The organism is Streptococcus mitis (genome assembly GCF_026782865.1).
Lineage (GTDB): Bacteria > Bacillota > Bacilli > Lactobacillales > Streptococcaceae > Streptococcus > Streptococcus mitis_CG.
This window is the reverse complement of the sequence record NZ_JAKUXK010000014.1, coordinates 1-25,319: the sequence shown is the minus strand read 5'-3', so window position 1 is coordinate 25,319 and position 25,319 is coordinate 1. Positions and strand designations below refer to the sequence as shown.

Sequence of the window (25,319 nt, the reverse complement as noted above, 5' to 3'; positions counted from 1 at the left end):
TAAAGGCAAGCCTACTCAGGTCTTGTCTTTTACGCTTTTATTCTAATTTATTAGGAAATTCTTATGTCTATTAGCCAACGTACGACCAAACTCATCTTAGCTACCTGTCTTGCCTGCCTTCTTGCTTATTTTCTCAATCTTTCCTCAGCAGTTTCGGCCGGAATCATCGCTCTCTTGAGCCTATCTGATACGCGTAGAAGTACTTTAAAACTGGCTCGCAATCGTCTTTTTTCCATGCTTCTAGCTCTGGCGATTGGTGTTTTGGCTTTTCACTTGAGCGGATTTCATATCTGGAGCCTTGGCCTCTATCTTGCCCTATACGTTCCCCTGGCCTACAGGATGGGCTGGGAAATTGGCATCACACCAAGTAGCGTTTTGGTTAGCCACCTCTTGGTTCAAGAGTCAAGCTCTCTAGACCTTCTAGTCAATGAATTCCTTCTATTTGCTATCGGTACAGGATTTGCCTTACTTGTAAATCTCTATATGCCTTCACGTGAAGAGGAAATCCAGCACTACCACACGCTGGTTGAAGAAAAGTTAAAAGATATCCTCCAGCGCTTCAAATATTATTTATCCAGAGGGGATGGACGCAACCGAGCACAGCTGGTAGATGAATTAGACTCCCTTTTGGAAGAAGCCATCAGACTGGTCTATTTGGATCATTCTGACCACCTCTTTCATCAGACCGACTACCATATCCACTATTTTGAGATGAGACAGCGACAAAGCCGTATCCTGCGAAATATGGCCCAGCAAATCAACACCTGTCACCTAGCTGCCAGTGAAAGCCTGATTTTGGCACAACTCTTTTCAAAAATTGCAGGCCAACTGAGCCAGACAAATCCTGCTTCTGATTTACTAGATGAAATCGAACGCTATCTAGAAGTCTTTCGCAACCGCAGTCTGCCCAAGACAAGAGAAGAATTTGAAACCCGCGCCACCCTTCTTCAACTCCTACGTGAATCCAAAACCTTCATCCAAGTAAAAGTTGATTTTTACCAAAAATATAAACAGTAAAAAAGAAAACTTCAGACCAATCACAAAAGGTGAATATCTGAAGTTTTCTTTTATTTGTAAGTTATCACCATAAAGGTTAATAGTAGAACGAATAAGGCCAAACTCACCAATAAAGTGAGCACCTTGACCAAGGTGTTACTTTGCCAATAGCTTGGTTTACCAATATTACTAGTGGCATCCATGGAAAATAGTTGATTTTGACGGGGTTGTATGGTTACCAATACAATCAAAGCAATAGATAGGATAATAGCTAAAACAATTAGTATTTCAATCATAGATCTACCTCAAAATTCCCAGCAAAGTAAAGAGCAAACCAATCAGAATCATCAAACCCAGTAAGAGTGAAAAAGTCTTACTAATCTTTTCCCCTCGGGTTTCTTTTTCTTTCTTGATAGGTTTTTGTTTCAACTCTTCCATGCGACCTTCAACGTCTTTGTAAAATAAATCTTCGTCTGACATATTAGCCTCCTAAAACAGTTTGCATGGTTTCCTGATATCTCACCAAGTCAATATAATTTGCATGTTGACCTTGTTTTCCAAGTGCCTGACGCATTTGATCAACATCTGAAAGAGCCAGTTTAATGGTCTCAACCAAAGCAGAAACTTCACTACTTTCAAATAGATAATCTGGAGCGATATAAAGTCTATTATGCACTGTCTGATTAAATCCAAGGATCAAGAGATTGTGCTCAAATACCTGACGCACTGCCTGTAGCAACTCATTGCTGTGGTTGATATCCAAATAAATATCAGACAACTGATATAGTTCATGAATCTTCTGTGGACTAGCATTCTGATAAAGGACCACATTAGGATAGCGAAGCATATCTAAGAGCTTAGAAGACATCTCTGTCACCGCTGCGATACGGAAGGTAACATCAGGCAAGGCTTCTACGATTGCTTCTACTTGCTCGATCTGATCTGAATTAGTCAAGATTAAGGCATCTCTTCGAAGGAAATTATCACGTTTAAACTGGTAATGATAACCCAAGTTCACAAACTGATCATGGTATTTCTCGTCAGTCAACTCTAAAGCGCGCTCATAAGTCGCCTTGTTGGGAATGATAATCTTCTTAGTACGCACATCATCATTTTCCAAAATCAACTGCATATTACCTGGAATGGCATCATAGAGAGGTTCCTGCCAAACCAAAACATCTGAGCCAGACTTATCTGGATGATGGAAGGAAACCAAGAAAGGAGTCGCTAGAGTATTAAAGATAAGCTGACTTGTATCTATTTCCAAATCTTGCAAAAAGAAGGTAATAAATTCAACCTTATTTGCAAAGTAACGCATGGACTGACCTGGTAAGGTCAATAAGATATCACCCGTCACATGGTTTTCCAGCAAGACTTCCTGACCATTGACATCTTGGTAAACCGTCATAATCGCCTCACTATCAGCGCTATAGGTCGTTGTAGCAAAGCAAGCTCCAAAGCGGTTATAATGATCAACCTGGCGTACTCGGCCTTCTAGGTCTTTCCAGTCTACCTGTTTAACCAAGCGAGCCTGCATTCCATCAGCATAATGAATGACAGCCCTCTCCTCTGTCATATCTTCAATACGAGCAGACTGATTATTTCCTGAAATTTCCCAAAAAGCTGGAACAGGGACTTGGTTAAAATAGAGAGGTTTTCCCTTTTCATATCCTAGATAATAAGTAAAAGGAGATACCAGACCATCAGGTAGAAAACCATCTGCATCGATGACTACTCCAAGTTGAGAAAGACCAGTAGCGACTAGACTTTCATGTAAATCTCGACTTTCCTGACTATAACGATCATAAAGTTCAATCATGGAGCACCTCCTCTACTGTTTTCTTCCACTTTTCTAAAATTTCTTCGGTTAAGAAGCCTTCTGCAATTTGATAAGAATGGGCACGCATGGCTTCCAAACGATTTTCTTGATATAGTTGACAAATCTTAGCTGCATAAGCTTGCTTGATTTGATCTTCCACATGGTCAGATGAACTTGGAATCAAATAACCATTTTGCCCATCTTCTATAAAGGTCTGATTCCCATAAGGCACATCAAAACCAATTAGAGGAAGGCCTGAACCAATAGCTTCCATCAAGGTCAAACCAAAGCCTTCACTGGTAGAAGCAGTCAAATAGACCTCATACTGGTTATAAATCTGCGAAAGTTCCGCATGTCCCTTGAGCTGGATATAATCCTCTGCCTGATGAGTTGCAATAATGTCTCTAAGCAGAGAATCTTCTCCCCCACTACCATAAATATCGAAGGTTAATTCAGGTATTTCCTTACGTGCCTCAATGACCGCCTTGACCAACCAGTCAATGTGTTTTTCTTTGGCAAGACGCGAAGCCGTAATCAATGAAAATGGCTTACGTCCCTGACTTGACTCAGTTAATGCATCAATACTTCCTACAGGAATGGTAACAACCTTTGGTTGGTGCTGGGTGTATTTGGCAAATTGCTCTTGTAGAACTTCATTTTGTCTATTAGTTGATACGATAAAGAAGTCAACCTTATCTGCATTGGTAAACTGATAGTCATAGTAGTTGTTCCAAAGGATATAGTCCTCATTTGTAGCATTTTCACTATAATGCTCCGCATGAACAACCACCGCTAAATGCGCTGCTTGTGCTTCCTCAAAAACAACCTGTCCAATGCCTGTCTCTCTATCAAGAATAACCAAATCAGACTTGTTCAAATTCAAAGATTTCATAAAGGCACGCATAAAAGCTTGCTTCCCATAGAAAATCTTGTCCTTGAAACGGTAAACTTCTTCCTTCCCTTGATTCATCAAGATATCATAGGCTGGAGTCCCGTCTTCATTGTAAAAAGTTCTTTGGTATAGGACTGCAACATTATCCTTGGGAGCAAAATACTCGCTACAATAACGCGTATAAGAAAAGTAATCCTTCCGAATCAGTTTTCCTTTAAAAACATACTCCGCATGTTGAACCAAGTCCTTATTCTCATCCACCAAATAACAGGTAACAAACTTATCTTGGTCAGAAAAGAAGACACGTAAAACCTTACCATTCTTTTCTCTACGACTTTCAACGCCACCAAAGTAAGCCAAGACATCATCCACTGTCACGCTAGTCGGTGCAATCTTAATGTCTGTAAAGTGGTTATAAAGCCAGATCACTTGATCATCATCAAAACCAATATTGGCTGTTAAATGCTGAATATTATCGGCTAAAATCATATCTGTAAAGATAAACTTAGAGGACAGATTTAATTTGCGAAAAACACCAGCACGGTAGGCTTGGGCGTATTCAACACCGCTACTAGCCCAACCAATTCCTAAATTTATATTGTAAATTGTCATATTTTCCTCTTTTTATGGGAAATGAGTCATAATCTCACCCCTAGGAGTGACTTCAACCAAGCCCATCAGGAGATTACGCACCATATCCGCACGGATTTGTTCTTTCATAGCTTCAAAGCCCGCGTAGGCTTCTTGATAATACTCTACGATTGGATTTTTCTGACTAGCAGACTGACCACCGATAGCCATCGATAACTGTTGGAGATAGTCTACCTGCTCTACCCAGTTGTCATCAATAGCCTTGAGCATAGAAAGTCGTAAATACTGTTCATACAGATCATGTTGATCAAGCAATTCTTTCTTTTCAGAAAGTTCTTTATCAATCACCTGCTTCATAAAGCTACGAACTGTAGTCTTGTCAGTCACATCTATATAATCTGGAACTTCTTTAATATGAAAACTAATATTGGTCACAAGAAAATGGAAGAGTAACTCTCGGCTTTCATATTCTGAAGAAGTCACTTGATCTATGTAACTAGCAATGATTTCTTCTACAACATCCTCTAAGTCACGAGAACCATCTATTAAACGATTACGCTCCTTATAAATCATATCCCGTTGAATATTCATACTCTCCGCATATTCTAGTGTCTGACGACGTGCCGAACGTCCAGCACTATCACTAGCATGCTGAGCTCTTTCAACTAATTTCCGATACTTGCGACCCTTAAGAACCTCTGGTTGAGTCATATCTTGAACCTGATAATCTTTATATTTTTTATGCACCCAAGATGGACCAAATTTCTTGATAACATCATCCTCTAAGGAGACAAAAAACTTACTCATACCAGGATCTCCCTGACGACCAGAACGTCCACGAATTTGTAGGTCGATCCGCTGACTTTCCATCCGCTCCGTTCCAATGACAATCAAGCCACCAAGTTCTGCGACCCCTTTACCAAGCTTGATATCCGTCCCACGTCCTGCCATAGAGGTAGCCACTGTCACAGCCCCCATCTGACCTGACTCAGCGATAATCTGAGCCTCACGCGCCGCATTATTCGCATTTAGGACATTATGGGCAATCCCTTCACGAAGCAAGAGTGACGAATAGAGTTGAGACATCTCAACTGAGCCTACAAAAACGAGCAAGGGATTTCCCTTAGCATGGTATTCCTTGATATACTCCAAAGAAGCATAAACTTTTTCAGGTAAAGTGATATAGAGATTATCTGGATAGTCAATCCGTTGTCTAGGACGATTGGTTGGAATGCGTACTACAGACATATTGTAAGTTTCAATAAACTCTTTTTCCGCGACCTTACCTGTCCCTGTCATACCAGATATCTTATTAAACATTTTAAAAAGACTCTGATAGGTGATAGAAGCCATAGCCCTTGTCTCTGGAGACAATTTGACATGTTCCTTGGCTTCAATAGCCTGATGGAGGCCTCCTTGTAGTTTGGTCATCTCCATTAGACGACCAGTCCCCTTATCAACCAATACCATTTCATTCCCACGAATGACATAGTCTTTATTTTTTGTAAAGAGTTTATGGGCTCGAATCGCATAAACTAAATGACGAGCAAAAACTGCATGTTCTTCCTTGTAAAAATGATCTATTCCTAGGAAACTTTCTGCAGCTTTTGCCCCCTTGGTAGTGAGCCAGATTTCATCCTTCTCCTCTTTAAAGATATAGTCCTCTCCTTCTACCAAAGTCGTTACCAGCGTATCAATAATACCGTAGTGATTAGACTGAACACGCGGAGCTCCTGCAATAATCAGAGGTGTCTGAGCGCTATCCAGTAGAATATCATCAATCTCGTCAATAATAACGTAATCAAATGGGCGTAAAAATTTCCCTTCATCATTTGAGGCCAGATTATCATTTAAATAATCAAAACCTAAATTATTATTGGTTGTATAAATGATATCGGATGCATAAATCTTTTTTTTCTTTTCTGGCGTCAATTCCTCTTTAGAATCATCTGTTAAAGGTACCCCAATTGTCAATCCTAAGAAGCGATACACTTGTCCCATTTCCTCAGCATCGCGTTTGGCTAGATAATCATTGGTGGTAATTAACATGGTTCCTTTTCCTGTTAGGGCATTGAGATAAACAGGCATAGTAGCCGTCAAAGTTTTTCCCTCACCAGTATTCATCTCAGCAACATTTCCCTGATGGATAACAATCCCACCCATAACTTGGACATCATAAGGAAACATTCCTAATACACGTTTATCCGCTTCACGAACAACTGCAAAAGCTTCTACTAATAAGTCATCGAGAGTGGCACCCTCAGCAAGGCGTTGGCGAAATTCCACTGTCTTTGCTGCTAATTCTTGGTCAGTTAAGGATTCCATCTTTCCTTTAAGAGCATTAATTTTTTTTAAAATTCTCTTAACTTTCCGAAGTTGGATTTTTTGATAAAAACCTTTAAACACGATTTAACTCCTTAATAGAAAAAGAATAGAAATCTAAGGACTCAAAACCAGCACTTAGAAGGGAGACTTGGTAGGTATAGGTATCATCAGGATAGGTAAAATCAAAGACTTTCATTTTTTCAATTTTCTCTTCAAGCACATCTCCATATCTATCAAAAAAGACAACCTTTGTATAGACTCCATTAGTAGGATGACATTCATAATTCATACATAATTGATAATCTTGTTTTCTCTTCAGCAAAGGGAGACTGGGCTGAGTTCTGAAGGCTTGATAGTTCACACTAGAAAACCAAGTTTTTAAGGTTTCTCCTGATGTCACTAAGGGATTGTATAGACTAATATGTTTGTCTTCATAATAGGTTACCTTACTACCATACATAAATGTCCCTCCTACTTCTCCCCACTTAATGTCTGTTCTCTGATTGATAATCATTTGTCCAACCTTCCAAAATCTGATTTCAAAATCATACGGTAAAAATGCAGAAACCAAGCAACATTGGTATCTGTATCATCATTATGTCGTCCATCTGTACCTTTAGATAAAATTTTAGCTCCTGTATAACAAAGATGTTCTACTAACTGATCGTAGGCTTCACTATCCATATCTTCATCCTTCATATAGGAAAGACCAAAAGTTGTCTGTGTGAAATCGGCCTTTTTAAAAGTATTCCAAAAGGTTTGATTCAGCTCTTCCATGTGTTGGTAACTAACTCCACCCGTCTGGTGTCTCAGAACATCAAAACTGGTATTAAATACTCCTGGTGCCTCTAAACGCCCTCGTCTTGCAATAGTCCCGATATTAGCTAATGGCTTACCGACAATAACTGCACGTGGCTCAAAAGTGGCTCCATAGTAGAGCGATGGAAATGTTCCCATCGATAAGCCTGATAAAATCAAATCTTTAGATGTCAAACCAAGATAATCCAAGTAATATTGAATGGTTTCCTTAATCTTATTCTCTAATTCTTGACTACCTAAATAAAAGGATCCACCCTCAAGACGAGGATCCGAAAATAGAAGAAAAGGACATCCTAGATTTTTCATCATCCAATATCCCTCAAATCCTTCTGCAGGACGAAAACCGGAAAAATAAACAGCTAGAGGTGGCTTAAAATCACCTGGATGGAAAAAGTAGTTGATTTCATCTCGTTTGCTATCATGAATGATATTTCCCCCTAAAACAAACTTCCCGAACTGCTTACGACTCCAGCGCTGATGAAGATTACCAATCGTTAAAATTCCCTGACCTCGTGCTTCTACAGATATGGCGAGATAGCAGTCTCCATCTTTATTTTCCATAACAAGTGCTTGCTCTAGGTCATTTTCAGTCACTAGTATTTCTTCAAAAATTTCATCAACAGACCCACTCCATATCTTACGAATGACCAATCGTAACTCACAATTACCTTGTTTTTCATACTCCAACCATAGTTCTATGGGTAAGTTTTTATTTACTATAAAATTATTAGACCAGTATGCTAGTTGTTTGAAATCATCTCCAAAATTCCCTTCTAGGGTCACATGCTCAAATCCTTGATAGGAAATAGAACCTTTAAAAGACGAGTGAATTTGGATACTTGACGGAAATAATTTATCACCATAACCTCCACCAAAGAGAGAGGTTGACAAATCATTTAGTAATTGCTGGGGATCGGAGAAATCTACAGCCTGAGCACATCGTTTTTTTAAGCAATCAAGAATAGTCAAATCTGTCGTTTTATAATCTTGATTATAAAAAAGAGTATAGGGCTCAATCTGATAACTAAAAGGTAGTAAATCAGCTAGATACTGACCATCCTCTATCAAGATTGCATGAAAATTTGTGATGCTATCTATTTCCATCATTTTACGAAGGGCTAACGGTGAATTGGGACAGAAATAATACCAATCCATATTTTCAGGAATTTCGTAATGGTGAGCCCAATTATCAATCCCTATCTGTAGGATTTTATAGTCCTTTGACATCTGTAACCTCCTCAATCCACTGATGTAATTTATCTAAGAAACGTTGGCCAGTATGTTCCTTAATTTTATCAATAGAATAAACCAAGGCCTGGTTCCATTCTTTTAGTCTGTCTGTATAGTAGCCTGCAGCCTTTGAAAACTCTGTCACATCTGAAATCAAATAACCATTTTTCAAATGTTCCACATAGACGGTTTCAACTAGATTAATCTGAGGAATTCCCGCACTAATACCTGCTATTTGAGTATAGAGGTGTGGTTGTTTATTGAGATCCACAATCAAACGAACAAACTCGAGTGTCTTAATCAAATCCAATTCATCATTCATATTGACAAATTGAAAACGCAATTCTTGCTTCTGGTTTTCCTCTAGAGGATTTTCTGCACCACCATAGTCTAGGCCTTTTTCCAAGCTGTCAGTATGGATTTGTCCCTGAATGATTTCATTGACAAGGTTTTCCACTTCATCCATTTGTTCCTGACTAGCAGAGAAGGCTCCAAAAATGACTTCTGTGTTTTTAGTTTCAGCAATAAATGATAAGATCTGAAATAAGGCTTGTCTATCAATTCCTTGAGAAAAATCTAATTGATAGTAAAGTATCGATTCTTTTCTAGTCTGACTTCTTCCCAGTCGTAAACGTGTATCAAAAGGAGAAAGATGATGAAATTTATCCGATAGGTTAGGATATAGTTCCTGCAAGAATTGTAAACTATCTTCTCTATCTACTAAGACTAGATTCGCCTGTTCAAATGATGAAGCTAAATCTTTAAAACTAACTTGAGCATTCCGATTAATGAAAAGACTCAAAATTTTAGCAGTATCACTTGGTAAACAACTGAAAAGAAATTGGTCATGATGAGGATGAGAAGGGATGATGAAAATATCCTGTTTTTCCTGTTTTATTTGTAAATATTTATCAAAATATTCTGCGATCAATTGACTTATATCCGCGTAGTGAAGCTGCTTAAAACGATATCCAAATATTGGATTTACCTCTACTCGTCCTTCCTCGTTTAAATGCTCCCTAAATCTCCAGATACCTTTCGGATCCAAGTAGTCTTGATATGTAGGCTGTCCATTATCAAAATAAATGACACTGGATACAAACCCACGATCATCCATAATATAGTGCTTACTTATCTGACCATTGTTATCAAAATATTGGATATCACTGATAAAGCCTTCTACGCCATGTTCTACCTTTGCATACTTTTTACCATTTTTGTTAACTACTATTGCAAATGGACTATACAGAAACTGGCAATCACTATCCCACTCTATATCTCTGAGATTAAGAACCTGGGTGTGTATATCATGCAAATCTTGCATATCATCAAAGATAGAATAGACTTCTGTCTCTAAGACACCATGTCTATGTAAAAAATAACGTAAATGTGGCTGATAGGACAAGACTAATAGTCGAGATGCTATCTCTTGTCTTTGAAAAAGCCTAATTTGATTGAAAGTATCGTCAAATTCAAATCTAAAAGAAGAATAATACCATGGAGTCACATCCGCGTGCCATTGACGGCCTGAACCATACCAAGCTGGAATAAAATAATACATAAAAGCCTCCTAAATCAAGGGTTTATAGGTTTCATTTAGTCTCAAAGCCTTCATTTCATCTTTAATTGTAAAAATCATACCACCAAACATCATAAATAAACCTGGAATCATGGCAATCCTCAACAACTTTTCATCAGATAAAACAAATAACATTGGTGTACCTGCCATCAACACATTAAAAATTCCTCCTATAATCGAAAAGCGCAATACTAATCGATTAATAAAACGACTTGTTTCCTCACCTGGATAAACTCCATATATATACTCACCAGATTTCTTCATACGATCTGATAGTTGATCACCACTCATATTGATAAAAGCAAAAGCAATACTAAATAAAAAAATCATGGCAATATATGAGTAAATCCATAACGGTTTTCCAACTCCATATTGAGCTGATAATTCAGAGAAGACTGTAGTCTGCGGAAAAAGAGTCTGTAGTAGTAAAAAGATATAGGTAGGCAAACTTAAAAAGCTCATCACATACATAAAAGGCATCCCCCCCGCAGGGTTTAACATGATTTCCAAAAAAGAATACCTCTTGAAACGGCTACGTAATCCAATTTTATGAACTGGTATACGATAGCGCGCTCTATACATAAGCACCATCATATAGGTCAATACAATACTGCTCAATGCAATCAATATCATCATTCCCATAGAAATTCGGACAAGCTGAAATGTACTTAAAATATCTTGTGGAATATTTAAAACAATACTTGACAGTAAAATGACCACAGAGCCACCTACTCCAAGTTGAGCGTTTAAATCTGATAACCATACTAGGAAAAAGGCTCCTGCTATTAATAACATAGTATTTAATAGAGTGACCAAGAGTGATGAATAAAGATGCTGGATTGGTAGATTCAACGAGAGCGCTAAAGATTGAATCAAAGCAATAACCAGTGTTAAATACATCTTCCTTCTATCTTGAATTTCTACTGCCCCCGAAGAAATATTCAATTTCTTAGAAAAGGAAAGTAGTTGCCATAAAATCATTGATGACATCCATGGTGAAAGGCCTATCGAAAATAGAGATAGACTTCTCAGATTTCCTCCTAGAAGGGCAGTTGAAAACGCCAAATATGCTGTTGAACCACCTAGAAAATCCCTACTATTCAAATCAACAAAAGGAAGGGTAATACGACTTCCCAATACATAAATAAACAGCAGAAATAAGGTTGTTAATCCTTTTTTTACTGCCATTGATGAGTAAATTTTTTTCACAAAATAATCCTTCTCTCTTACTGTTAATCTAATCTTTTGTAATAAAAATAGTGATGTTACAACTTTAGTTTTGTTCTGCTTCAAAAAAGAGCTTCAATCTAAAACAAATATCTTTATATTCCTCAGTATCTATTAATTGATGGTATTCTAAAGTTTGTTTGTAATCCTTTAAAAGGTTGACAAATCGAATACGCATAACTGAGACATCTACTCCAGCTAAAACAAGATCTGATATTTTCTTGGAAAATACTTCAACCAAATCTCTTGCCCAAGAAAGATCAAATTTAGATCTCATAATACTACCTGAACGTCTTCTGTAGAGATAGACGTTATCATTGACAAACACTGTTTTTTTACTTCTTAAAAACAGTCTATGGGTGGAAGCTTCATCATCAAACCTTCTACCGTGAGTGAAGGAAACATCGTCAAATAACACTTTCTTATATAATTTAAAAGTAGTCAACATGAAGGCTGTACTATTCCATTTCCAAGCCCCTGCCTGTCTGTCTATTAATTCTTGTGGAGATAGCACTTCTACACAATAATCGGCTTCTGTAATGTAATAATAAAAATTACCATCACTTTCGTCATAAATGTAATAGTTTCCTACCGCTATATCAGCATCATTTTCCTTTATTTGAGTATACAGAACCTCAATCATTTTATCAACTGCAATATCATCAGAATCTACAATTACAACATATTGACCATTAGACTGTTGAATGCCAAAATTTCTTGCAACTGCCACACCTTCGTTCTCTTTATGAAATACTCTAACCCGCGAATCTTTTTCTGCAAATTCATCACAGATTTCAATAGAAGCATCCGTTGAGCCATCGTCCACTAAAATAATCTCAATATTAGAATACGTTTGTTTCCTAATACTTTCGACACACTCTACCAAATACTTTTCCGTATTGTATATAGGAACTATAACACTAATTAATTCGTCCATCATCACTATTCCTCTAACTTTTTAATTGCATTAACTAAAGCTTCTGGTTTGTCCACACAAAAGACACCGTCATAGATAGCATCATCCATACTTTTACGTGTTGAATCAAACGCAAATATTTTTTTACCTCTGTCTTGTGCCCTTGTAACTACATTAAGAACCTCTCCGCCTGTATTAATATCTAAATAAACACTAGAATCGTCTAATAGCCAATCGATTCTCTGGTGAAGAATAGATTGATACAAAGTCACGTTAGAATAGACAGACAATTTAGTTAAATCTTTATTACAATAAACGGGGGCTGCAACATGAAAATGCCAATCAGGTAACTGTTGTAATAAATACTCTAAATGTTTTATATCCGCACTCCAAGTTACAACCATTGCCTGTTTTTGCGATTGATTACTTCGTTCAAAGTAATTCAAACTAGAACGCTTAAAAGCGATCTCTGATCAATCTAAATCTCTATAAGCCCACCATAATTCACGTAGTCTAGATATACTATATGTATTCCATGGTTTATCATGACTAGCAAAATGAACAATGACAGGTGGATTATCATCTAGTCGTTCACATTCCTGAGCCAGACGAAAAGTATCAGTACCAACCATATAATTATATGTTTCATTTAATGCTAGCCAATTATCCTCAAAGTAAATATTTAAAATACTCTGATCCCCAAGATGAACAGCTTGATTCTGCTCTGCAGCTAATTCCAATAAACGATTAACAATAGAATGCTCTTTCCATTTTGCAGTATCCATCAGCAAAACTCCGGCATTAAATCCAGATTCTCTTCCTTCATAGGCATAGACATCATCAACAGCACCAATTGAATATCCTTTGAGATTCAACTTAAACAGAGAGGTCAACTCCCCTGTTACAATGATATCAGAATCAAGATACAGTACTCTATCAGAATCAACTACTTCTGTCGCAAAAAATCGAAAATAAGTAGCGTAATTTATATGAGGTCCTGTTTTATATCCTTCAAAAAGTTCTTTATCAAAGTGTACATTGTGAATTGTAGAATTCACAACTTCCATTTTTCTCCCCAATAATTTGAACCATTCAGGAGCTATATCACTATTAAGAATATAAAAATCAACATCTCTATTATGATACAATACAGATTTTATTGTCGTTTCAAGCTGAATTAGATAGGCATTATCAGCCACTAATACAATGGATTTTCTCATAGTTTTCTTTCTCTCATATAAAACTTAATTGCTTCTACTAAATCTTCTGGTTTTTTAGTTGAATAGAGTCCTGCATAACAATCATCAGTTAGTTCTTGGTAGCGACTACTTTCAAAACTAAGCATCGGTTTATTGTATTTCTTCACCAAATCATAAATATATACTAATTTCTGATCTAAATTCAAATCCAAATAAATATCTGAACTCTTTAGGAGTTCTTCTACCAAAATAGGAAAAGAATTAGGATAAAGGGTTACATTTTGATATTTAGATAATCTCTTTAATTCATCCGACATAAATGTATGAGCAGCAATATAAAAATGTACTTCTGGTAATTGTTCAACTAGATAATCAATTTTTTCTACACACCAAGAATTAGTTAAATTCATACAAGTTAATTTTGGTTTATAAATATCTGCAGAATAAAATACACCCTTTTCTTTCCAGCTAGATACTATATAACTCCATTCCATAAAAGAATATTTCCACCACTCTTCTCTCAAACGTCCAACAGAAAACTGCTTCCATGGTTTGTCAGGAGAAATATAGTGCAAAATTTTCGGAAGAGGTGTTAATGGAATTTCAAAAATAAAAGCATGATTCTTTTCAGCTGCACCAGCATCAAAACCTATTTGGAAATTATAAGTATCCTCTAGCTGGTAACAACTCTTTTGAAAAAGAATATTGAGAATAGACTGATCTCCTTCTCCCACATTTTCATGTTCTTTCTCAGTTAATTCAACTAACTGCTGACGAATATTATCTAATTTCCATTTTTTGTTGTTAATCAACAAAACTCCAGCATTGAAGCCAACTCCAGCTCCAAAGCAAGAACGAGCTGCAGCCAAGTAATTTTCACCTAAATCTAATTCAAATAGAGGAGTCAAATCACCCGTCACCACCAAATCACTATCAAGGTAAAGAACTTTATCTTCTGCTACAAAATCTGGAATAAAATAGCGTGCAAAGGTCATGTGATTGATATGTGGCAGTTTATTTGACCAGTTCATTTGAAACTGTTGTCCGATTAATTTGCAATCAATCAAGTCGCCGCCTATCTCTTGTAAATATATTCTTAATCTACTAAACCATTCCTGGGGAATATCTTGATTTAGCACATAAACTTTCACATGACGATTGTGCCTACAAAGTGACTTTATTGCCGTTTCGATTTGTCTAATATATGCGTAATCCCCTGCAAATACTACAGATTTCTTATCTTGTAACATTTCATCGTCTCTCTATCTTAATTTTCAGTGATATTTATTATCATTCAATAAATAGTCTAACATTTCTAAACGTTTTGTTTCCACATTCTCCTTAAGTTCTCGTTGAATTGCAATATCATGACGATATTTCAAATAGAACTTCATCTGGTCTAAATATTTACTGACATCATATCCTTTTAGTGCTAGCACGGCAATTCGTTCTAACCTAAAATCACAATCGTCACGCATCATCTTCGGTGAATAAGAATTCGAAAGTCCTTCTTTCCCAACTCTATACCAATACAAAACTTTATTAACATAAGTTACTTTCTCAACCTGCATAAATAGTTTATAATTGGTTCCTATATCCTCACACACCCGACCAAACGGAAACTGAACTTCTTGAAATAATTCCCTTTTAAATAGAATTCCCCAAGAAGTTAAAAAGCTCATATCATACCCCTCTAATAAAGGAAGTTCTTCCATTAGAAGTTTTGAATTATAATTTTTCACATAATAATCGGAGTCAAATACGTGAATATAGAATAAGCCATCTGACTCATTATAGGTTGAATAAGTTGAAACAACAATTTCAGAATGCTGCTCCTTCAAAGTTTCTATAAGAATTGATAAATACTCTTCAGTAACCCAATCATCTGAATCTACAAATGTAATATAATCTCCTTTAGATCTCTCGATTCCAAAATTACGTGCATCCGCTACCCCAGCATTTTCTTTTTCAAAATAGTGGAAACGACTGTCACGATCAGAATATTCTCGACAAATCACTCCTGAATTATCTGTAGAGCCATCATTTACTAATAAAACTTCAAAATTTTGATAGTTCTGTTTCGATAAACTGTCTAGGCAGCTAGCAATAAATGGTTCTACGTTATAAACTGGTACTATAACACTTATTAAATCTTTCATACTTCTCTCTTTGATAAATCAACTAAAATCTGACTATTATAAGTTTCATCCTCAATAAACTCAATATCTTGATCAAAATTATACTCTGCTGTATGTTTATGTGAAAATTTAACCTTAGTTTTAGCCCCCATCTTCATCCACTCATATTCTGAATCGATATGACCGATATCCAATACCTGATGACCTTTTCGACTTAAATGATAAGCTAACACTTTGGCTGTAGGACCAAGCATACATAAAATCAAGCGATCAGCCGCGTGCTTTTCAATTTCTTGTTCAATTTCATGAACTCTAGAAAATGCACTATGAGAAGGACAAATTATCCGCTTGATAGAATTGGCCTCATCGAACAAATCATTTCCCACACCTGACCGAGAAGTTGCACCTTCAACTATCAGTAAATCACGGTCTTTCCAGATACTTTTTAATTTTTCAAATTGGGATTTAGCTTGACTCTTGTCTTCAAAATCAATATAAGGGCGAGATACAAAGGTTGAGCCATACCATGAATCACTACACAATTCTCTGTAAAAATCCATATAATGATCCATATGATCTTTCCAAAATGGAATCGCCCAATATGTAAACCTGAAACGATCTGTAAAGGCATCAGGAAGGCACACAACTAATTCTTTTCGACTTTCTTGTCCGATAATATCTCTCATAGTTGAGACTAACTCTTCATCATAATCCTGGTAGGGAATCGAATGCCCTGCAAGCATATTAATTTCTCCATCCCCAAAACGAACCAAAGAAGACTTGTTCTCAATAATATAATCTAAGGTTTCATCTATCCCTTTTACTTGAATTGGATCCAGCTGTTTCCCTAGCATGTCCTTATTTATCAATTTTTGTAAATCAGCCAACATTCGTTCAGGATGTTCACTAGAATACAACCTTTGGCCATTATTTCCATTTTGAGATTTATAAAAAGCTAATATAGGTTTAGATAAATGAGTCATTTCTGCAACCATATCGGCTGTTGAAGTCAGTAAGTTGATATCTAAATAAACATCCATCTTTTCCTTCAACTCTTCTAACTTATCTCTAGAAATTGCTGGATAGAGTTGAATATTAGGATAACGATTAGATAAATCATATAATTTTGGTCCCATATCTGTCCATGCTGCAACTTGAAAAACAACATTGGGTAAGTGTTCAGCCAAATAGTCCAGCTGTTCAATATCCTGAGAAGCCGTAAACGTTAAACAAGTCAAACTTGGGACTTGTTTAAAGCAGGTAAGATGTCCATTTTTTTTAAAATCTTTAATTGCATCAATCATAAATGAAACTTTCCCATTTTCAAAAACGATTTGTCCCAAATTTCCATGATGAGTCGATTGAAAAGCTAATAGCCTTTTGTCCAGTTCCTTCAAAGATTTTAAAAAGTTCTCATCTGCACTACCATGATTGATATCCAAATATAGATTTGTTGACTTTTTCAACTTATCTAGTACAGGTGGGACAATCTGTGGATGTAATCTCACATTATCATATACAGCCAATCTTTTTAGCTTTTCTCCCATATCCGTCCAAGCCGCGATATGAAATACCACATCTGGTAGAGCTGTAACTAACTCTTCTATTCCTTCTAAATCTTGGGAATTTGTTAAAGTTAAACAAGAAAATTCCTTATCTAGAGGCGATATTAATTCAAACTCTCCTACATGATGTTGTAAAATTTGAGTCCATTCCAAATCATGGAATTCCCACCATAAATCACGGTAACGATTGGCTATCAAGGTAGTCCAAGGTTTTCTATAGGACACAAAATGTATGATGCTAGGTGATACTAATTCATTAAAATAGTTTTCCCATTTATTATAAAAAGCAGTTACATCATGACCTACTTGAAGGTTGAATTCTTTATCCAGCTCTAACCATTGATTAGAACAAACCTGGTTCAGAATCGTTTGATCACCGTTAAAATTTTCAAAACGGCCTTCTTCAACTTCCCTAATTGTTGCAATGGACTGTTCAATTAATCGTTCTTTTAGTTTCTCTTGACGACATTTTTCATTATTAATTAAAAGAACACCTGTATTAAATGTAATTCCATCTGTATCTTTAACTGCTGCGAGTAATTTTTTCTCTAAATCAAGACTAAATAATTTCTCCAAAGAAGTATTCACAATCAAGTCACTGTCTAAATATAAGACCTTAGCTTCTGGGATATAATCTGGGATAAAATATCTAGCGTAGGCAATTGAACTAATGTGATCTTGCTTTTCCCAATCTTGAAACACAGTTTGTTCAGGAAGTTTAACATCGATAATATCACTACCTAACATTCGAGCTATTTTTCGTGGTTTGCGAAACCAATCTGGCATAATATCTTGATTTAAAATATAAATTTTAACATCTCGATTGTGGTATAGGATAGATTTTATGGTTGTTTCTAACTGCGTGGTGTAATTGCGATCACCAGCTAATACAATTGTTTTAATCATCTTATTCTCTTAATCAATTCCTAAGTGATAGATTGCATCTACCAATAACTTTTTAGTGAAATAACCCTCTTTTAACAAATAACTAAAGGTTTTTATCCGATTCGTCATATCTTGATATTCTTGTACATTCATTTTATCAACTATCTCATGAGCTTCTTCTAGACTATCCGCCACAAAGCCCAAGCCTTGATCTACTATAAACTTAGCAGTTGATAAGCTACTTGGGACAATGACTGGTATGCCAGCAGTCAGATAGGTACTCACCTTATGAGATATATTTAAGGTATAGTATTGGTTACTTTCTCCATCATTTTGATGCGTTCCCCAGACAAGACCAAATCCACCCTTTGATAATTCTAACAACAATTCCTCATCTTTTTTCCATCCTTCGATGCTGAGATTTCTAGCATTGGAACTCGCTTCTCCTTTATTTGAAAATACTCTTAAAGGCGTATCTTGAGACCAATTTTGTAAGTCTGGAAAACGTTCTAAACTTCCAGCAAAAAAGAGTTCTTTTTTAAAAGATGGGGTGTATAAGGATAAATCATGAGGATGATCCCACATACCTTGAACGAGAATTTTCTTAGTTATCAATCCTTCTTCAATCAAGCGTTCTTTCATCCTCTCTGATGGGACGATCAAAACATCAGATAGATTATACATATACATGTATTCTTTCATGAGATAATAGTTACTATCAAACATGAGAGGGACAACATCATGGATAAAGCAAATAATTTTTACCTGCATATCCTTCAACTTATCAAACAAGACTCGATCAAACTCAAAGCCATTCCAGGTAGGAGACTGAAATACTAGGATATCTCCAATTGAAATACTAGCCATGATGCCATCCAGACGTTTATTCATTTCAGAAGGACTGTCTGAAGCAATGTTGTAAAAATAGATACCAACTTCTCTAAATCCCAGTTGGCTGGCTATCTTTTGAACAGCATTTTGCGCTAAGATAACCGTGCTATCACCTGCCATGCCGTATAAATTCGTTAAATGTAATTTCATATTTCTTATCTTTTAAAAATTCACTTTAAGAATAGAAAACTCTTTTTCTTTAATCTGATTTTTAGAATTTCTATTATTGCAAGTTTAAATAATGATTATGATTTTATTTCATATCAATAGCTATCATTTTCATTTAAAATAATGATATTATTTCCTATAAATTTCTAAGTATTTCTTGATACATCTGTATCGCATTTGAATTTTCTAAACCTACTTTTTCCTTTTCATTTATTCTAAATTGAATGAACGATTTCAAATTTGAAATATATGGAGACGAATCAATTCCTCTCACTATGAGATAGGGTAGTCGTCCTATTCGAATTTCAATATCATCCATCAACTGTCTTTCCGTCACAACTTGCCCCAACATTGATTCAGAATGCAGTCTGTAATTATAGAGGGCCTTATGAATATATAAGCAACTTGTCATACTCAAATACAATTTAAAGCTACACTCAAAATCCTCACCAAATTTCCGTTGCTCATTAAATAATATCTCATCAAATAAAGAACGTTTAAATAGTTTACCCCAAGAAACTGTGTAAGAACTATCATAATTTTCAAGGTTTGGTAGCTGAGTTAGCAATTCCTGACTAGTCCAGATTTTTTCATAATAATCCTGTTCCCAAACATGCATATAATAACAATTATCAGGCATACTAAACTGTTTATATGATCCTATCACAAAATCTGTATCATACTCTACTATTTTTGAATATAGTACTTCTAAATAGTCCGATTCCACCCAATCATCCGAATCAATAAACGTGATATATTTACCTTTTGAATACTTAATCCCCAAATTACGTGCTGATGCGAGACCTCCGTTTTCCTTCTCAAAATAATGGAAACGAGCATCTTTATCAACATATTCTTTACAGATATCAGCTGATTTATCTGGAGATCCATCATTTATTAGCAAACATTCGAAATTTTGATAGGTCTGATTCTGAATACTATCCAAACATTGTCTCAAATATTTCTCGACATTGTAAATAGGTACAATAATACTAATTAAGGCTTTACTTTCATAATCTGCTATTTTAGATAGTAGTTTTTGTTTTTCTTGTTTGTATAACTGTTTATACTGATTATTCTCTGGTACAAATTCGATGTCATGATAATTCAAATGTAAATATTTTAGTTTTTCAACTAATAATTTCGTTCTATCACTCTCATCTTTAAAAAACAAGTCATATTTTTCGAATATCTTAAATACATCTAATTTTTCTTCTGAAAACTCTTTAGTAGTGATTGAATTTGGACGAATCCTGTAACCATAGATAACTTTTGGTAATTTAATCCATTTTCCTGAATGACTTACCAACTCGGGAATAACTGCTAAATCTTCAAATATCCACCCCTCTGGAAAAAAATCTTCTGTTAATAAACTTTTTCGAAACAATTTTGGAAAAACGCTAACTCTCAGCTCATTTAATGCCAATTCTCCCAATTTGTCATCCTTGGTTATTAATATTTTTTTCTCAAAATTATGAGAAACATTATCAACTTTTATTTCATCATGGAAATTTTCAATCATTCCTTCTATAATATCAACATCATCTTCAATGTGTTCTATTAAAGTTTCTAAGAAATCAGAATAAATATAATCATCACTATCTACAAAAGCTACAAAAGTAGACTCTTCTCTAATATGACTAATCCCTGTATTTCTAGCTCCACTTAAACCTTTATTAGATTGATTGATTAGTTTGAAACGACTATCTTCTAGATACTCTTCCGCAATTTGTTGTGAGTTATCCGTGGAACCATCATTAACCATAATGCATTCAAACTTCTTATAAGTTTGATTCTGAATACTATCCAAACATTGTCGCAAATAATTCTCAACATTGTAGATTGGAACTATAATACTGATTAATTCATTCCCCATATACTAACTTACCTAGCCTTGATTTATTTCTATTTCCCGTTTAATCTCTTCTTTTTACAAAAAGATGCCCATCATTATAAACCACACTGTTTGCTGGAATATCATTGCGTATGAGGCAACCTGCTCCGATAATGGTATTATCCCCAATCGTCACTCCTTTTAAAATCGTGACATTACTTCCTATCCAGCAATCTCTACCAACTCTAATCGGAGACGTAGTCCACTGCCACTTTTCAATTCTCTCTGCTGTATAAGTATGATTATGGTCATAAAAACGGACACCTTCTCCAATCATGGTTCCAGATCCGATTTCGATGCGGTCAATACAGTTTATACTACAGTAGTTATTCAAAAAGACTCCTTCATAAAGAATAAGCTTTCCAGCAGGTAGTTGAAAACTCTCAAAATTACGGCAAGTAACCTTCTGAGCGACACATAGACTAGCAGAAGATCCTATCTCAAAGGAATTCCATGCGCCTTCCTGATAAATACGGTCCAAGTCATTTACGGTGATATGAGGCTGATTCAAACAATCTAAAATCGCCTCAACCATTGCTTGAGGAGTAGAGGAAGAATAGCATTCTTGTCCTTGTTGACCATGCATAGTATTATCAAAAGCAAGAACTCTCTTGCCAGCCTGAGAAAACCGTGCCACCACCTGATCTACTTCTTCATAATGGTTGATATCCAGTAACACATCACAAACTCTCATCAAAAAAGAAATACTAGCTTCATCAGTTACTGTATGTAAGCGCACATTTCCCTTTGATTGTAATTCTAACATTCTATCTGAAAATACAACGGGAGCTGCAATATGAAAACAAACTTGTGGGAGCTGGTCCAAGAGATACAGCAAGTGTTCAATCTGGTCACTAACAGTTAAAATTAAAGCATCACCAATCATCTTCAGCTCCATCCCCTTGCACATTCTCTCAGTTTTTCAATCATATCTCCGACTTGATCTGTCTGATACGTTAGCTGCCCCATGTCTATCGTTTTAGTATTTTCAAAAGCGAAGACTGGTTTCCCATTTTCTGTAAAATATTCTAAAAATTCTTCCGTCTTTTCACCATGATTAATATCTAAAAGTACTTGACTTGTTTCTATCAATTCATTATCAACATCTACCAAATAGTGAATTCCATTAAAAATAGTCACGTTTGGATAAACCGTCATCTGAGCCAATCGATCACTAACCATCACTCTAGCAGCGATTTTAAACTGAATATCTGGTAAGGATTGAACCAATGTTTCAATTTGTTCAATATGGTCTGAGGCTGTATAGATGAGACAAGTGAACGGTTCCTTTATCGGATAAAGGTGAGATTTTTGTAATGGATGTAAATGATGATTTTGTCCCAATTCTGTCCATTCAAGGCCATGGTAGTACCACCAAACATCACGATAAGTTTGAGCCGCCAAGTCCTTCCACGGTTTCCTATGAGAAAGATAATGAATAATAGCAGGATAGTCCTGACCTGCAGGTAATTGATAATCAGTGAACTGCTTATGAATGACAATATGATTATAATCAAAGTCCAATTCCAACCATTTATGTTCAAAAAGCATATTCAAGATACTCTGATCTGCCTGATCTACCTTATCATGCCATTCATTAGTCAAATCAATCAACTTTTGAGTCATATTCTCTTGTTTCCACAAGTCATTATTGATTAAGAGAACACCTGCATTAAAGATTTCTCGACCGAAATAGGCTCTGCCTCCGAAATCTCTAACAGCAGCTAAAGGATAATCTTGTAAGTCTGTAGCAAACAAATCATCCAGATTTTTCGTTACAACCAGATCACAGTCCAAATAAAGTGCCTTTTCTTCTTTTACAAAATCAGCTACGAAATAGCGTAAAAAAACTGTGTAACTAATATCCGTTTTATAACGCGAAATTTGCTCAGACGTTACCCGGCAATTAATAATTTCTGAGTCAAACTTCTCTAAGCGCTGATTTAATTGCTTGATCCATTCATTAGGAAAATCACTATTAATCAGATAAAAACGAAGCGAACGATTGTGGTAACAAATAGATTTAATCGTAGTCAATACTTGGTCTACATAGGCGTAATTCGCCGCTAGGACAATGGCTTTCTTTTGTGTTTTCTTAGTTTTTTCAAGTTGAACTAGTAGATGTTTTTTTGCCTCACACTCTTTATAGGTGGTAGTTTCTTCTAAATCACTTCCCTTACCATTAGAAAGACTTCCTTCTAACATCTGACGATAAATAGCTAAATGTTTTTCTAAAGGATATCCTAGACTGGCTAATAAAGTGATACGTTCAGACATGGCATCAACCAAGGCATGCATCCACTTTTCTGTCCAAGTCCTGGACAAACTATTATTTCTGATGCGATAAGAATAGATCCCTTTATGGATATAAACAATCTTTTCAGCCAACAAATAAATCTTTTGATTGAGGTAACCGTCTTCTCCTAATTTACCTACATCGAAGCGTAACTGCTCGAACAATCTTGCCTTATAGAGTTTACCCAAAGCAGATATCAAAGCAAAATTCTTCATTTCTTGGGATTCATATAAGTTCTCAAAGATAGAAATATTGTCATATACTTTCTCATAATAAGAGTCTCCTAATATATGAAAATAGAACATTCCTTCACTTTCGTTGAAAGAATAATAATTACCTACTGCAATATCAGCCTGATACTGTGTTATTTTTTTGTATAGGGTTTCTACATAATCTAACTCAATCCAATCATCTGAATCCACAAAGGTCACATAATCTCCGGACATATTTTCCAGACCGGTGTTTCGTGCGGCAGACAGGCCAGCATTTTCTTGTTCTATATAGATAATTCGGTGATCTATTTCTACAAATTCTTTACAAATCTCAGCTGAAGCATCAGTAGAACCATCATTAACGACAATAATCTCAATATTTTTATATGTTTGAGCAATAATACTATCTAGGCATTTTCTTAGATAGCTTTCCACATTGTAAACCGGTACAATGACCGTTATTTTATCATCCACTAGCGATTTTCTCCTTATATTTATTATACAATTTTTTAGTCAAAATTTCAGCTATATAATAGTAAAAACCCCTTGAAAATTCTACTTTTTCAAGGGGTTTCTATGATTTACGTGCACGAGTTAGTTTTGCCTAAATTTATAGGTCATCTTACTCTTCTTCATCACGTTTACGACGTTTCGCAACCAATCCAATACCTGTAACTGCTGCCAAAGCTCCTAAAAGCACGGATGATTTGGAAGCTTCTGTACCTGTATTCGGCAATTGCTGTCTAGTCTTACCTGCTGATTCAGAAGCTGATGCACTTGTTGACGCTGATTCAGAGGCCGATGTGCTTGCTGATTCAGAAGCGCTTGTGCTTGCTGATGCTGATGCACTTGTTGATGCTGACTCAGACGCCGATGTGCTTGCTGATGGCTCGCACTTGTTGATGCTGACTCAGACGCAGATGTGCTTGCTGATTGGCTCGCACTTGTTGATGCTGACTCAGACGCACTTGTTAACGCTGACTCAGATGCGCTTGTTGATGCTGATTCAGATGCACTTGTTGATGCTGATTCAGAAGCTGATGTGCTTGCTGATTGGCTCGCACTTGTTGATGCTGATTCAGAAGCTGATGTGCTTGCTGATTCAGATGCGCTTGTGCTTGCTGATTGAGATGCACTTGTTGATGCTGATTCAGACGCAGATGTGCTTGCTGATTGGCTCGCACTTGTTGATGCTGACTCAGACGCAGACGTGCTTGCTGATTGGCTTGCACTTGTTGACGCTGATTCAGATGCCGATGTGCTTGCTGATTGACTCGCACTTGTTGACGCTGACTCAGATGCGCTTGTTGACGCTGATTCTGAAGCTGATGTGCTTGCTGATTCAGAGGCGCTTGTGCTTGCTGATTCTGATGCACTTGTTGATGCTGATTCAGAAGCTGATGTGCTTGCTGATTGGCTCGCACTTGTTGATGCTGATTCAGAAGCTGATGTGCTTGCTGATTGGCTCGCACTTGTTGATGCTGATTCAGAAGCTGATGTGCTTGCTGATTGGCTAGCGCTTGTGCTTGCTGATTCAGATGCACTTGTGCTTGCTGATTCAGATGCACTTGTTGATGCTGATTCAGAGGCACTTGTTGATGCTGACTCAGACGCAGATGTGCTTGCTGATTGAGCTGCACTTGTTGATGCTGACTCAGACGCAGACGTGCTTGCTGA

At 36.2% G+C, this 25,319-nt stretch carries 18 protein-coding genes and 2 pseudogenes; 1 reads left to right on the top strand and 19 read right to left on the bottom strand.

The genetic code is table 11. The features are described 5' to 3' along the window. Positions 1 to 63: 63 nt before the first annotated feature. Positions 64 to 1,017: an aromatic acid exporter family protein gene (locus tag MK482_RS08010; protein ID WP_061759538.1), complete on the top strand. Its 954-nt coding sequence runs from the start codon at positions 64 to 66 to the stop codon at positions 1,015 to 1,017. 50 nt (positions 1,018 to 1,067) lie between these two features. On the opposite strand, the gene asp5 is transcribed toward MK482_RS08010, so the two are convergent. The 19 genes and pseudogenes from asp5 to MK482_RS07910 all read right to left on the bottom strand — a co-directional run. Next, positions 1,068 to 1,292 (bottom strand): accessory Sec system protein Asp5, encoded by a 225-nt coding sequence (asp5, locus tag MK482_RS08005; protein ID WP_061759539.1) that lies wholly within the window; start codon positions 1,290 to 1,292, stop codon positions 1,068 to 1,070. Positions 1,293 to 1,296: 4 nt separating this feature from the next. After that, positions 1,297 to 1,476: an accessory Sec system protein Asp4 gene (asp4, locus tag MK482_RS08000; RefSeq protein ID WP_001278708.1), complete on the bottom strand. Its 180-nt coding sequence runs from the start codon at positions 1,474 to 1,476 to the stop codon at positions 1,297 to 1,299. A 1-nt stretch (position 1,477) separates the two neighbouring features. After that, positions 1,478 to 2,815: an accessory Sec system glycosylation chaperone GtfB gene (gene gtfB / locus MK482_RS07995; RefSeq protein WP_268718445.1), complete on the bottom strand. Its 1,338-nt coding sequence runs from the start codon at positions 2,813 to 2,815 to the stop codon at positions 1,478 to 1,480. Further along, complete coding sequence (gene gtfA / locus MK482_RS07990) at positions 2,808 to 4,319, bottom strand: accessory Sec system glycosyltransferase GtfA (protein ID WP_268718444.1); 1,512 nt, start codon at positions 4,317 to 4,319, stop codon at positions 2,808 to 2,810. The genes gtfB and gtfA overlap by 8 nt, the downstream gene beginning before the upstream one ends. A 12-nt stretch (positions 4,320 to 4,331) precedes the next feature. Next, a complete protein-coding gene (secA2, locus tag MK482_RS07985; protein ID WP_268718443.1) occupies positions 4,332 to 6,704 on the bottom strand; it encodes an accessory Sec system translocase SecA2 in 2,373 nt (790 codons plus the stop codon). Then, positions 6,697 to 7,137, bottom strand: a complete 441-nt coding sequence (gene asp3, locus MK482_RS07980) for an accessory Sec system protein Asp3 (protein WP_261076286.1) — start codon at positions 7,135 to 7,137, stop codon at positions 6,697 to 6,699. The genes secA2 and asp3 overlap by 8 nt, the downstream gene beginning before the upstream one ends. After that, the gene (gene asp2 / locus MK482_RS07975) at positions 7,134 to 8,669 is read right to left on the bottom strand and encodes an accessory Sec system protein Asp2 (protein ID WP_268718442.1); all 1,536 of its coding nucleotides are present in this window, start codon (positions 8,667 to 8,669) and stop codon (positions 7,134 to 7,136) included. The genes asp3 and asp2 overlap by 4 nt, the downstream gene beginning before the upstream one ends. Then, positions 8,653 to 10,233, bottom strand: a complete 1,581-nt coding sequence (asp1, locus tag MK482_RS07970; protein ID WP_268718441.1) for an accessory Sec system protein Asp1 — start codon at positions 10,231 to 10,233, stop codon at positions 8,653 to 8,655. The genes asp2 and asp1 overlap by 17 nt, the downstream gene beginning before the upstream one ends. Before the next feature lie 9 nt (positions 10,234 to 10,242). Continuing rightward, the gene (gene secY2 / locus MK482_RS07965; RefSeq protein WP_268718440.1) at positions 10,243 to 11,460 is read right to left on the bottom strand and encodes an accessory Sec system protein translocase subunit SecY2; all 1,218 of its coding nucleotides are present in this window, start codon (positions 11,458 to 11,460) and stop codon (positions 10,243 to 10,245) included. Between the two features lie 64 nt (positions 11,461 to 11,524). After that, entirely contained in the window at positions 11,525 to 12,415 is an 891-nt protein-coding gene (locus MK482_RS07960) for a glycosyltransferase family 2 protein (protein ID WP_326845884.1), read from the bottom strand. Positions 12,416 to 12,420: 5 nt separating this feature from the next. Then, positions 12,421 to 13,614: pseudogene (locus MK482_RS08990) on the bottom strand (glycosyltransferase family 8 protein). After that, positions 13,611 to 14,843: a glycosyltransferase gene (locus MK482_RS07945; protein WP_268718437.1), complete on the bottom strand. Its 1,233-nt coding sequence runs from the start codon at positions 14,841 to 14,843 to the stop codon at positions 13,611 to 13,613. The pseudogene MK482_RS08990 and the gene MK482_RS07945 overlap by 4 nt, the downstream one beginning before the upstream one ends. A gap of 24 nt (positions 14,844 to 14,867) precedes the next feature. Then, on the bottom strand, positions 14,868 to 15,752 hold the full coding sequence (locus tag MK482_RS07940) for a glycosyltransferase family 2 protein (RefSeq protein ID WP_268718436.1): 885 nt from the start codon (positions 15,750 to 15,752) through the stop codon (positions 14,868 to 14,870). Further along, complete coding sequence (locus tag MK482_RS07935; protein ID WP_268718435.1) at positions 15,749 to 18,202, bottom strand: SP_1767 family glycosyltransferase; 2,454 nt, start codon at positions 18,200 to 18,202, stop codon at positions 15,749 to 15,751. Before MK482_RS07935 ends, MK482_RS07940 begins: the two co-directional genes overlap by 4 nt. Positions 18,203 to 18,211: 9 nt before the next feature. Then, positions 18,212 to 19,222, bottom strand: coding sequence for a sugar transferase (locus MK482_RS07930; RefSeq protein WP_268718434.1), 1,011 nt, complete (start codon positions 19,220 to 19,222; stop codon positions 18,212 to 18,214). Between the two features lie 154 nt (positions 19,223 to 19,376). Continuing rightward, positions 19,377 to 21,116, bottom strand: a complete 1,740-nt coding sequence (locus MK482_RS07925; protein ID WP_268718433.1) for a glycosyltransferase family 2 protein — start codon at positions 21,114 to 21,116, stop codon at positions 19,377 to 19,379. 40 nt (positions 21,117 to 21,156) lie between these two features. Beyond that, positions 21,157 to 22,044: an acyltransferase gene (locus MK482_RS07920; protein ID WP_268718432.1), complete on the bottom strand. Its 888-nt coding sequence runs from the start codon at positions 22,042 to 22,044 to the stop codon at positions 21,157 to 21,159. Beyond that, positions 22,023 to 24,116: a glycosyltransferase gene (locus MK482_RS07915; protein ID WP_268718431.1), complete on the bottom strand. Its 2,094-nt coding sequence runs from the start codon at positions 24,114 to 24,116 to the stop codon at positions 22,023 to 22,025. Before MK482_RS07915 ends, MK482_RS07920 begins: the two co-directional genes overlap by 22 nt. Positions 24,117 to 24,264: 148 nt before the next feature. Next, positions 24,265 to 25,319 (bottom strand): annotated as a pseudogene (locus tag MK482_RS07910) (LPXTG cell wall anchor domain-containing protein); the annotation flags it as partial.